Here is an 11,757-nt window from a genome sequence, read left to right as displayed (position 1 = left end):
ACGAACGCTGAAAGCCTATAACGAACATAAAACGAAAATGCGAGAGGGTTGATCATGAGCGTCGGCGAACACATTCTGGCGATTGACCAGGGCACCACATCGACCCGAGCGATCGTGTTCGACCGCAGTGCGCGGCCGGTCGCCACGGCCCAGCGCGAATTTGCGCAGCACTATCCCGAAGCCGGTTGGGTCGAGCATGATCCCGAGGACATCTGGGGCGACGTCCTGGCAACCGCGCGCGAGGCGATTGCCGCAGCCGGGCTGACCGCGGGGGCGATTGCCGCCATCGGTATCACCAACCAGCGCGAGACGACCGTGGTCTGGGACCGGGCGAGCGGAGAGCCGATCTATCGCGCCATCGTCTGGCAGGACCGTCGCACGGCCGCGACCTGTCACAAGCTGAAAGCCGATGGCATCGGGGACATGGTGGCGAGCCGTACCGGGCTTGTCGTCGATCCCTATTTCTCGGGAACCAAGATCGCGTGGATTCTCGATGCCGTGCCCGGCGCACGGGCGCGGGCCGAACGCGGAGAGCTTGCTTTCGGGACGATCGATTGTTTCCTGCTCTGGCGCCTGACCGGTGGCATGGTCCACGCGACCGACGTCACCAATGCCTCGCGCACGATGCTTTACGATATTCATCGTCAGCAGTGGGACGAGGATCTGTGCCGCCTCATCGGCGTGCCTTCGGCCATCCTGCCGCAAGTCCATGACAACAGCCGCCTGTTCGGCACCACCGCGCCGGGACTGTTCGACCGGCCAATCCCGATTGCGGGCATGGCCGGCGATCAGCAGGCCGCCTTGTTCGGGCAGGCCTGTTTCAAGGCGGGCGAAGCCAAGTCGACTTATGGCACCGGTTGCTTCATGCTGCTCAACACCGGAGAGACGGCGGTGCAGTCGACCGGCGGGTTGCTGACGACGGCGGCCTATCGCCTCAATGGCAAGATGGCCTATGCCCTCGAAGGCTCGATTTTCGTGGCGGGTGCGGCGATCAAATGGCTGCGCGACGGTCTTGGCGTGATTACCCATGCCAGCCAGACACACGACATGGCAACGCGGGTCGAGGATTCCCACGGCGTCTACATGGTTCCCGCCTTTGCCGGGCTGGGCGCGCCATATTGGGACCCGGATGCGCGCGGGGCGATCTATGGCCTGACGCTCGGTACGACGCAGGCGCATCTCGCCCGCGCCGCGCTTGAAGCGGTGGGCTTCCAGACACGCGATCTGGCCGCGACCATGGCCGCCGACGGGGCGACCTGGCCTGCGGCCTTGCGTGTCGATGGTGGCATGGCGGCAAACGACTGGCTGTGCCAGTTCCTCGCCGACTTGCTCGACACGCCGGTCGAACGTCCCGATCATCTCGAGACGACCGCGCTGGGCGCGGCATTCCACGCGGGTCTTGCGGTCGGTGTCTGGAGCGGTCTCGACGCCCTCGCACAGACGTGGCGCCGGGGCGCGCGGTTCGTGCCTTCGATGGATGCCGGGCACCGTGCGGCCCTGCTCGCCGGATGGCAGGACGCGGTCTCGCGCACGCTGTCCCGGCGTTAAGATAGAGCCAAGACCCTTTCCCGATTGTGGTTTTGCGGACACGCCGGGCTCCTGAATGGGGAGTCCGGCGTTTGCCCCTCTTTATCCTGTCGCAAAGCCTCCCTATGAGCCCGGCGCATTCAACCATGCTTTTTTGTCATGGTTGGTTTGCCGGATGGAACGATCCGTCCGCCTGTCCCGGTTCTGCGGCGTTGGGACGCCAGGCGTCCGGGATGGATCACAAAGAGGGGCTTTGATGCAGTACCAGTTCACCATGTCCGCCCGCATGCTTGGCAGCATTGCGCAGGCCGCCCTCCTTGTCGGGCTGGCCGCGGTTGCCGCTCCGGCACAGGCGGAAGAAGCCGCAACGGCTCGGGGTGGGAGCCAGGACGGCGAGATTGTCGTGACCGCGACCCGAGCGGGCGCCGTGTCGGTGGAAAAGGTTCCGCTGGCAATGTCGGTGATCAATATCGAGAACGTCACGCGCGCCGGACAGGGCAACCTGTCGGATCTCGGCAAGTTCGACCCGTCGCTCTCGATCACGGAAAGCGCGCCGGGCTTCAACAAGTTTAACATGCGCGGGCTTGCAACCGGGGGTTATCGCACGTCCGACACTTCGGACCGTTCGCTGGTCGCAGTCTATCTCGACGATACGCCGATCTCGCTGCAGGGGCAGACGCCCGATCTCAAGGTCTATGACCTCGAACGCGTCGAAGTGCTGCGCGGGCCGCAGGGCACGCTGTACGGCGCCGGTTCGATGGCGGGGACGGTCCGTTTCGTCACGGCCAAGCCCAAGGCCGACGCCTTTTTCGGCAGCGCCGAGGCGGGAGCCGCGATCACCGAACATGGCGCGGGCAGCTATAACGGGCGCCTGATGATCAATCTGCCGCTGGTAAAGGACGTGCTGGCGGTGCGCGCCAACGGCTATATCGGTCGCGATGGCGGGTATATCGACAACGTCGGCGCCTATGCCGGGGTGAACCGCAATGCGAACACGACCAAGCAGGCGCGCGTCGCACTGCGCTGGACGCCTTCAACCGCATTCACGCTGGATGCTGCGTTCACCTACGAACATTCGAGCGCGCGCGGCCTCAACATCGGCATGAGCGGGTTGTCCGACTACACGACGTTCACCAACGGTCCGGAAGGCACGCGCGACAATTTCCGCCTCTACCAGATTTCGGGTGACTACGATCTGGGTGGCGTCCATCTGATCGTGAGCGGCGCGCATACCGATCGCGAGATCGGCTACGTCAACTCGACCGAAGCGACCATCGGCTATTTCTTCCAGTCCTATGGCGCGCCGGTGACCGGCAACGGGACTTATCCCTTGTACAACGCGCCGACCAGCTTCGACCCGGCGGTCAGCAAGCTCATCCCCTATGAGCAGTACACCATCAACCAGCGGGTCCGGGATTCGATGGTCGAGGCGCGGCTGGCTTCGGACAACAACGGGCCGGTGCGCTGGACGCTCGGCATGTTCTGGGAAAAGCAGGCCCGCCATCTGGTGCAGGACATTCCCGTCGCCGGGTTCGACACGCTGTCCTATCAGAACGCGTTCTACGGCCCCTATTCGCAGACGTCCGACGGTCTCTACAATTCGCAGACGGTGGATTCCGCGTTCCAGCCCAATGACATCTTTTCGGGGCTTCAGGACACCAACGAGCGCCAGATTGCGGTCTTCGGCGATGCGACCTGGCACCTGACGCATCGTCTCGACCTCTCGGCGGGGCTGCGCTGGTTCGATTTCCACCAGACCTATTACCTGTTCGAAGGCGGCACTTATGGCGTCGTCAACAACGTGCCGCTGACCCAGAACGCCTACCTCAAGTCGAGCGGGGTCAATCCGCGCTTCAACGTGTCGTGGACGACCGGGCGTGACAGCATCGTCTATGCCGAAGCGGCCAAGGGCTTCCGTTATGGCAACGCGAACCAGCCGGTTCCGATCGGCGACAGTGGCATTGCCCAGACCTGCAAGAACAATCTGGGGGCCTATGGCTATTCCAGCGCGCCGGCGACGTTCGGGCCGGACAAGCTGTGGTCCTATACGCTGGGCCAGAAGGCAAAGCTGGCTGGCGGCAAGGTCACGCTCAACACCGATGCCTTCTTCATCGACTGGCGCGATGTGCAGACCCGGCTCCTGCTCGATTGTTCGTACTTCTTCACTGACAACAAGGGTACGATCCATTCCAAGGGGATCGAGGTCGAGGCGACGGCAAAGCTGACTCACAAGTTGACGATCGGCGGCTACGTCTCGTTCACCGACGCGCGGGCGAGCGGCAACATCCCGACCGTGGGCGCGTTCGACGGCAATCAGGTGCCCTATTCGCCGCGTTGGAAGACGTCCGCGACGCTCTTTTATGACACCCCGCTGGCCGGTGGGCAGGCGCTCCACGCCCAGCTTTCCTATCGCTATCAGAGCGCGCAGTTCACCACGTTCAACCCGCAGGCGACGAGTTATTCGGACGGCGTTCTGACCGCGACCGGTGCCAGCTCGACGTATGCCCGCATCCCCCAGCAGCATGACGTGTCGGCCTCGCTTGCATGGGATTTCGGCTCGACCGAAGTCGGGATCTACGGCAACAACCTCGTCGATGGGGTCCGCATCGTGGATGTGCAGCGAGCGACTTATTACAAGGTCTATCAGCCCGGCGATCGCGTGGCGTGGGCGCGTCCGCGCACGATCGGGGTGCGGCTGCGGCAGAGCTTCTGATCGCTCCACTCTCGGGACTTCCCGTTTCCGGGCGCCCCATGCCCCTGCTTGCCTGAACCGGCAAACGGGCGCATGGGACGCCTTGGGGACAGACCGGCTGCGCATCATGGCGCCGGTCTTGGGGAGGCAGTGGAATGACATGTGCCGCAAGGGTCGCGGGGACCTCTGTGCGGTCGGTACTGGGCGGCGGCATCGTCGCTCTGGCAGGGCTGTGTGCGACACCGGCCCATGCCGCCGACGAGGAAATTCAGGTCTACATGAACGAGTTCAACGATCTCCATCAACTGGGGCTCGACGTTCATGTGAACTATGTTCCGTCAGGTGACCGGACGCCCGACTATACCGGCGCGGAAATCGGGGTGCACCGTTTGCGGGTGACGCCCGAATTTGCCTATGCGCTCGACCGGCATTTCGAGCTTGGGGCCTATCTGCCGCTGACGACGCTCGACCATACCGGGACGTTTCGGGTGGAAGGAGCCAAGCTGCGCCTGAAATGGATGGGCAGCCATACCTCGCACGGGTTCTTCTATGGCCTGAACTACGAACTCGGGCGCGTGGACCACAAACTCGACCAGAACCCCTGGAACAACGAGATCAAGCTGATCGGCGGTTGGGAAGGGGACAAATGGATCATTGCGGCCAACACCAATATCGATTTCGCCGTCTCGGGACCGGCCAAGGGGCCTGCCGACATCGAGCTTGCCACCAAGGTCGGCTACAAGTTGACCCGGGCGACCACGATCGGCTTCGAAAGCTATAACGGCATCGGCACGGTCAGGAATTTCGGTGCCGTCTCGGCCAGCGATCAGGCAAGCTATCTCGTCGTCGATACCCGTATCGGCGCGTGGGACCTCAATGCCGGGGTGGGCAAGGGCTATGGCACGAACAAGGATGACGTGATCGTCAAGTTCGTGATCGGGGTCCCGATGGGACGATAGGTTCCTGTCACGCCCCCGCTGCGACGCGCTGGCGGTCTTCGCCATTGTTTTCGCTGCGTGCGAAATGGCGGATGATCCAGTCGCGGAGCAGGAAGATTGCCGGGTCCGACAGATCCTCGGCATGGGTCTTGAGGTAATAGCCGTAGCCGTCGGCGGAAATGCAGTTGAACGGCATGACCAGATTGCCCGCCGCGATCTCGTCGGCGAACATGTCGATGTCGGCAAGCACGACGCCCGAGGCGCTCATGGCATAGCGTACCGCCGAATAGGCGGTGTCAAAGGCGAGCCCGTCGCTGGTGTCGAGCACCACGCGCTGCTGGTCGGCATAAGTGCCCCACAACAGGCCGCGCGGTTCGTTGTCGAGCTTTACGTGCAGAAGTTCGGCGTCGGAGAGAAAGCGTTCAAGCGTCTTGCCCTGATGCTCGGCCCACGTCGCGGGCGAGCAAAGCGGGGCAACCCGGACCATCCACAAAAGATCGGTCACGCGGTCGTCGACATTGGGGCGGTCGAATTCGATGGCCATGTCGACATTGCCCGGCGGGGTTCCGGTCACGTTGGACGTGGTGACGTCGATTTTGATCTCGGGGTGTTCGCGCCTGAACCCGTGCAGCAGGGGCAGCGCGGTCTGATAGAGCAGCGAGGGCGGGATGTGCAGGCGCAGCGGGCGGCTTTCGCTTTCGCGGTTGCGCACGGTGTTGATCGTCTGTTCGAGCCGGTCGAGGCACTTGGAAACCACCGGCAAGAGCACTTCGCCTGCCGGGGTCAGGCGCAATCCTCCGGCCGAGCGTTCGAACAGGGCCTTGCCGATCAGGTCTTCGAGACTGGAGACGTGGCGGCTCATCGCGCTTTGCGACACGGTGAGCGCCTGCGCCCCGGCCGTAAAACTCAGATGGCGGCCCACCGCCTCGAACGCGCGCAGGGCGTTCAAGGGGAGCCAGCGCCGGTTGATCAGGCGGTTGGGCGCTATGTCTTCGCCTCCGTTACGCTTGACACGCGACGCAGGCGTTGCTGCCCGACCCGTTTCGTCGCTGCCGTCATTGATCCTGGTCAACAGTACTCTCCGATCTTTGCGCCCAAGCCCATCCGAAAAATCGAATGCGGCCATGACATAATGGGATTCGCCGGTCTGCGCGGGCCCATGTCATCACTTTGGCATCTCAGGGTTTGGCGCGAAACAGCCTTCGCACCGAGTGGGGCGCTCGTGCGGGTTTGCCAAGCCTTCGTGCTCGAAGGGGAGATGACAGGTGGATCTGGCGGAAATCAAGCAGGCCTTTGCGACTCGTCGACCCGGCTACAGCCTGCCACAGTCGCTGTACAACGATCCGGCAGTCTTCGATTTCGATCTCCACGCCATTTATGGGCGGTCGTGGCTGATGGCCGGGTTCGCATGCGAAGTGCCGACCGCGGGCTCTTATACCTCGATCAAGGTCGGGCCGTGGCCTGTCCTCATCATCCGGGGCAAGGACGGCACGATCCGGGCTTTCCACAATTCCTGTCGCCATCGCGGGGCGGTCCTGTGCAAGGAAGGGGTGGGGCGCACGCCGCGTATCGTCTGCCCCTATCACCGCTGGACGTATGCGCTCGACGGCGAACTCCTGAACGCGCCGCGCATGCCCGACGATTTCGAGACCGCGACCCACGGGTTGCGCTCCATTGCGCTCGAAGTGGTCGCGGGGGTGATCTACATCTGCCTTGCCGACAATCCCCCCGCGTTCGATGCATTCCGCGAAGGGATGGAGGCCTTGCTCGGGCCGCACGACCTTGAAAACGCGAAAGTGGCGCGGGTCGAGACGCTCGTCGAATATGCCAACTGGAAACTGGTGCTCGAAAACGGGCGCGAATGTTATCACTGCCAGGGCTCGCATCCCGAATTGTCCAAGACCTTCCCGATCGATGCGAGTGCCTATTTCGATTACGGCGGGGCCGATCACGCCGCCCGGTTCGAGGCGCGCATGGCCGAGCTCGGGCTTCCCTGCGGTCCGGTCGGCGAAGACTGGTGGCAGGCGCTGCGCTTTCCGCTCAATCCGGGGATGACATCGATGACGATGGACGGCAGCCCCGCTTCGCGCAAGCCGATGTGCGCGGTGGGCGGCGGGGACATCGGTTCGATGCGCTGGGCACTTGAACCCCACAGCTTTGCCCATGCGACCGGCGAGCAGGTATTCTTCTTTTCGGCCATGCCGACCGGGCCCAGAGAAACGCTGGTGACGGCCAAGTGGCTGGTTCACAAGGATGCGGTCGAAGGCGTCGATTATGACAGCAATGCCATGGCGCAGTTGTGGCATGTGACCAATATCCAGGACAAGGATCTGGCCGAGAACAACCAGGCCGGGGTCGACAGTCCCGGCTATACGCCGGGACCCTATTCGCCCGAAGCCGAAGTGCTCGTGCTGCGCTTTGTCGACTGGTACTGCGCGCGGGCCGAAGAGTATCTCGCGGAAAAGCTCGGCAGTGCGAAAACCGGCGAAGGGGCGATGCCCCATGCCGCATGATCCGCGCGGGTTCCATCCCGAAACGCTGGCCATCGCGGGAGGGTATGATCCGGCAAGCGCAAGTGGCGCGGCGAAACCTCCTGTCTATCTGAGCAGCACATTCGTCTATGAAAGTGCAGGGCAGGCCAAAGACATCCACGAGGCCTATTTTCGCGGCACCGGGCCCGAGGCGGGCAAGCCGCATTACATCTATGCGCGCTTGTCCCATCCCAATCTCGCCATGCTGGAAACCCGGCTGGCCGCGATTGACGGCGCCGAACGCGCGGCGGTTTTTGCCTCGGGGATGGCGACGCACAGCGCCATTGCCCTGCAATACCTGCGCCCCGGCGACAGCGTGTTGCACAGTCGCCCGATCTATGGCGGCACCGATGCGCTCTATAACCAGATGCTGCCGCATTTCCGCATCGCCACAGTTCCCATTCTCGACGGGTGCGATGGCACTCATATCCGTGCGCAGGCACAGAAGGCTATGGCCCAAGGGCCGCTCGGCCTCATCGTCATCGAGACGCCCGCCAATCCGACCGCCGCGATTACCGATATCGCGCTGGTCGTCGCGGTCGCCGAAGAGATCGGGCGCCAGACCGGTCGTCGTCCGCTGGTCGTGTGCGACAACACTTTTCTCGCGCCGTTTGCCCAGCGACCGGTCGAATTCGGCGTCGATCTGTGCATGACTTCGCTCACGAAATATTGCGGGGGGCATAGCGACTTGCTTGCAGGCGGCGTTTCCGGGCGTGCAGAGGTGATCGATCCGCTGCTCATGCTGCGCACAATGCTGGGTAGCCATTGCGATCCGTTCACCTGTTGGCTGGTCCTGCGCTCGCTTGAAAGCGTGCATGTCCGCTCGGAGCGGGCAATGACCAATGCGGCGGCGGTCGCGGCTTTCCTGCGCGATCATCCCAAGGTTGCCGGGATCACTTATCTGGGATTCATTCCCGAGGGGACGCCCCAGCGCGCGGTGTTCGATCGGCAGTGCAAGGGAGCGGGATCGACGTTCTCGTTCCATCTCCATGGCGGCGAGGCCGAGGCGTTTCGCCTGCTCGATGCGCTGCGTCTGGTGAAGCTGGCGGTCAGTCTGGGGGGATCGGAGACGCTCGCCTGCCATTCGGCAAGCACCACCCATTACAATGTTCCCGCACCTGATCGGCTTGCCGGGGGCATCACCGAGGGAACGATCCGCATGTCGGTCGGCATCGAGCATGTCGATGACCTGATCGCTGATCTCGCCCAGGCGCTGGAGCAGGTATGACGCAACGCATTCATGATCCCCACGCGATCGACGGCAAGATCACGGCGCCCGACGAGCATTTCGACATGGTCGTTGTCGGCGCGGGTCCGGCCGGGCTTTCCGCTGCGCTGGAAGCCGCCAGGACGGGGCAACGGGTTCTGCTCGTCGACGAACATCCCGTGTCCGCGCTCGACGTCGGCAGCGACGTTCCCCTGTGGTTCGGAGGACGCGCGACGGCGGCTGTCCAGTCGCCTGCGCGCCTCGTCGAACAACTCGTCGAGAGTGAACCGATGATTGCGCAGTGTTTCGAGGCGGGCGTCGATGTCCGCCTCGGCACCAGTGCCTGGGGGCTCTATCGCAATCGGGAAAATTGCAGCGCGCTTCCTTGCCCCATGCTCGGTCTTGCTGATGCAGAGCGGGCATGGACGGTTGGTTTCGACCGTTTGGTCCTTGCCACTGGTGCGCGCGATCTGGCCCTTGCCTTTCCCGGATGGGATCAGCCGGGTGTCATGGGGGCTCTGGCCTTCCATATGCTGGTGGCGCGCTATGACGCCTTTTCCGGGCGGCGGTTGGTGGTGCTGGGGTCGGGTGATCTTGCGCTCGAAGCGGCCTTGCTCGCGCATGCACGCGGGCTCGATGTCGCGGCCCTCGTCGAAGTGCGCGATGCGCCGCAGGGCGATGCAGCGCTTGTGGCCCGGATCGTCGAGGCGGGCATTCCCGTGCTGACGGGTTGCGGGGTGACGATGGCGACGGGTGGCGCGGATGGCGTGGAAGCGATCATCGTGGCGCCGCTCGGCGATGGAGAGGCAAGAACGATCGCCTGCGACACCATCGTCATGGCGATCGACAGCGTTCCTGCAATCGAGCTTGCCGAAGTTGCCGGGGCTGTCGTCACGACCGATCCCTCGCGCGGAGGCGCCGTCGTCGGGGAAGGCGAGGTCCTGCCCGGCATCGCCGTCATCGGTGCCGCAACGGGCGGGACCGGATCGTTCGATCGCATGACCTATCGCGCCGACTGGCTGCGGGCGCTCATCGCGATGAGCCCGGCGACGACGATCGTGTGCCAGTGCGAAGAAGTGACGCGCGCCGATCTTTTGAGGGTACAGCCACCGCGTTATCTCGCGCGGCCCGAGCGGCTGGGGTGTCGCTCGCTGGCGACGCTGCTCGATGACGGGCCGCCCGATCCCGAGCAGGTCAAGCGGTTGACGCGCGCCGGGATGGGGCTGTGCCAGGGGCGACGGTGTCGCGAGCAGGTTTCCCTGCTTCTGGCTCTGGCCGCCGATCTGCCGCCAGCAAAGGCGCCGCGCGGAAACTGGCGCGCGCCGGTGCGACCGGTCCCGCTCGGCATTCTCGCCGATTGGCAGGAACGCGCGGACATGGCGCAAGGGTGGGACGTGTGGTTCGGCATTCCCACCCAATGGATACCCTATCGCGACATCGGCACCGAAGCCGAAACGCGCCATCGCGAGGCACTGGGCGGGAACATGCACCTGTGAGAACGGGATACGACGTCATCGTCATCGGCGCCGGGGTGACCGGCCTTTCCACCGCATGGTGGCTGGCGCGCGAAGGCATCAGCGTGCTCGTCCTCGACAAGGGTGTAGTGGGCGCAGAGGCTTCGAGCCGCAACGGCGGCGGGGCCAGCCATTACCAGAGCCCCCTCTTTGCCGAGGAACAGCGCCTGTGGCCGCAAATGGACGAATTGCTCGGCTATCCGACCGAATTCCGGCCGGAACGGGTGATCATGGCTGTCACCGAAAAGCAGCTCGGTCATTACCTCTATATCGGCGAGATGTGCAACGCGATGGGCTGGCGGGTCGACCCTCTCGACGCGCAGCAGGTGCGGGCGATGGTGCCGATCGCGGGCGACAATTGTCTTGGCGGCATCCATTTGCGTTTCGGCGGTCATGCCAATCCGCAACGCACGGTTCAGGCCTATGCCTGGGCCTTGCAGGATCATGGCGGGCGCATTGTGCAACATTGCCCGGTCACGGCGATCGAGGCGCCCGGGGGAAGGGCGCGTGCCGTGGTGACCCCGCAAGGGCGGTTCGAATGCGATGCCCTGGTCGTTGCGGCCGGGCCGCAGATCGCGGGCTTGCTCGCGCCGCTCGGGATCGATGTGCCCTTGGCGGCCGCGCGGGCGGAGATGATCGTGACCGAACCGCTCCCCCTGATGCAGTTGGGGGGCGTTGACGGGAACGGTCTCTATGGGCGGCAGACTTTGCGCGGTAATCTCGCCTTTGGCGGCGGACCGCACGAATGGATCGACACCCGTGCGGAGGGGCCGGGCGCGCGACCGAGCACGCCGCTTTTGCGCGGCCTTGCCCGGCGCGTTGCCGAACTCTTTCCGCGAGCGGCCCATTGTCGCGTGATCCGCTCGTGGGCGGGCATCGTCGAGAACACGCCGGATGGACGCCCGATCCTCGACCGGCTCGACAATGTGGTCATCGCCACCATGTCGGGCGTCGGGTTCGGCCTTTCGCCCGCGACCGGACACGCGCTGCGCGATCTGGTGGTCGAGGAGACCTGTACCTTCACCGATCTGTCGAAACTGGCGCTCGCGCGTTTCGACGCAGTGGCGCCGGACTGGCGGGAAATAAAGGGCTGGATCGCGGAAAGTTCGGCCGGGTAAATTAGCGATTAGGGATCAATCGGATATATTCGTTTGCAACATGGATGCTACTCCCCGCGCCGGTGATGGTAAGAGGATTGCTTCATGGTGTTGTGTGGTCAGGTTCGGAAAGCTGGCATTCTCGGGAGTATCATGCTTCTGGCCGCTTGTGCGCATTCGCGCCCGCCACTGGCCAGTCCTCTTGCCATCCCCGCCAGCCGGTTGAGTTCCTTTGATTCGAACGATCCGCA

The 11,757-nt window shown here is 64.1% G+C and carries 8 protein-coding genes; 7 read left to right on the top strand and 1 reads right to left on the bottom strand.

Features of this window, described 5'->3' with window-relative positions; translation table 11 throughout:
• Positions 1 to 54 precede the first annotated feature (54 nt).
• The 3 genes from glpK to Y88_RS04890 all read left to right on the top strand — a co-directional run bounded on the left by glpK (position 55) and on the right by Y88_RS04890 (position 5,178).
• Positions 55 to 1,548, top strand: coding sequence for a glycerol kinase GlpK (gene glpK, locus Y88_RS04900; RefSeq protein WP_018075352.1), 1,494 nt, complete (start codon positions 55 to 57; stop codon positions 1,546 to 1,548).
• A gap of 235 nt (positions 1,549 to 1,783) precedes the next feature.
• Complete coding sequence (locus Y88_RS04895) at positions 1,784 to 4,240, top strand: TonB-dependent receptor (protein ID WP_008066808.1); 2,457 nt, start codon at positions 1,784 to 1,786, stop codon at positions 4,238 to 4,240.
• A gap of 134 nt (positions 4,241 to 4,374) precedes the next feature.
• Positions 4,375 to 5,178, top strand: coding sequence for a hypothetical protein (locus Y88_RS04890; RefSeq protein ID WP_232280916.1), 804 nt, complete (start codon positions 4,375 to 4,377; stop codon positions 5,176 to 5,178).
• 7 nt (positions 5,179 to 5,185) lie between these two features.
• Here the strand turns inward: Y88_RS04890 and Y88_RS04885 are convergent, their stop codons facing one another.
• The gene (locus Y88_RS04885; RefSeq protein ID WP_232280915.1) at positions 5,186 to 6,229 is read right to left on the bottom strand and encodes a LysR family transcriptional regulator; all 1,044 of its coding nucleotides are present in this window, start codon (positions 6,227 to 6,229) and stop codon (positions 5,186 to 5,188) included.
• A 193-nt stretch (positions 6,230 to 6,422) separates the two neighbouring features.
• On the opposite strand from Y88_RS04885, the gene Y88_RS04880 reads away from it, so the two are divergent.
• From Y88_RS04880 to Y88_RS04865, 4 genes are read left to right on the top strand one after another with little or no spacing between them, the layout of a single operon-like run.
• Complete coding sequence (locus Y88_RS04880; RefSeq protein WP_008066803.1) at positions 6,423 to 7,670, top strand: aromatic ring-hydroxylating oxygenase subunit alpha; 1,248 nt, start codon at positions 6,423 to 6,425, stop codon at positions 7,668 to 7,670.
• Complete coding sequence (locus Y88_RS04875) at positions 7,660 to 8,916, top strand: cystathionine gamma-synthase family protein (protein WP_008066802.1); 1,257 nt, start codon at positions 7,660 to 7,662, stop codon at positions 8,914 to 8,916. Before Y88_RS04880 ends, Y88_RS04875 begins: the two co-directional genes overlap by 11 nt.
• Complete coding sequence (locus tag Y88_RS04870; RefSeq protein WP_008066801.1) at positions 8,913 to 10,391, top strand: FAD-dependent oxidoreductase; 1,479 nt, start codon at positions 8,913 to 8,915, stop codon at positions 10,389 to 10,391. Before Y88_RS04875 ends, Y88_RS04870 begins: the two co-directional genes overlap by 4 nt.
• A complete protein-coding gene (locus Y88_RS04865; RefSeq protein ID WP_008066800.1) occupies positions 10,388 to 11,527 on the top strand; it encodes an NAD(P)/FAD-dependent oxidoreductase in 1,140 nt (379 codons plus the stop codon). Before Y88_RS04870 ends, Y88_RS04865 begins: the two co-directional genes overlap by 4 nt.
• Positions 11,528 to 11,757: the final 230 nt, after the last annotated feature.

It is taken from the genome of Novosphingobium nitrogenifigens DSM 19370, assembly GCF_000192575.1.
Classification (GTDB): Bacteria; Pseudomonadota; Alphaproteobacteria; order Sphingomonadales; family Sphingomonadaceae; genus Novosphingobium; species Novosphingobium nitrogenifigens.
The sequence above is the reverse complement of the archived record's forward strand: the minus strand, read 5'-3'. Positions and strand labels throughout refer to the sequence as shown.

Coding starts and splice junctions, on each gene's coding strand:
- glpK (WP_018075352.1), top strand. CDS start 55: ATGAGCGTCGGCGAACACATTCTGGCGATTGACCAGGGCACCACATCG.
- Y88_RS04895 (WP_008066808.1), top strand. CDS start 1,784: ATGCAGTACCAGTTCACCATGTCCGCCCGCATGCTTGGCAGCATTGCG.
- Y88_RS04890 (WP_232280916.1), top strand. CDS start 4,375: ATGACATGTGCCGCAAGGGTCGCGGGGACCTCTGTGCGGTCGGTACTG.
- Y88_RS04875 (WP_008066802.1), top strand. CDS start 7,660: ATGCCGCATGATCCGCGCGGGTTCCATCCCGAAACGCTGGCCATCGCG.
- Y88_RS04870 (WP_008066801.1), top strand. CDS start 8,913: ATGACGCAACGCATTCATGATCCCCACGCGATCGACGGCAAGATCACG.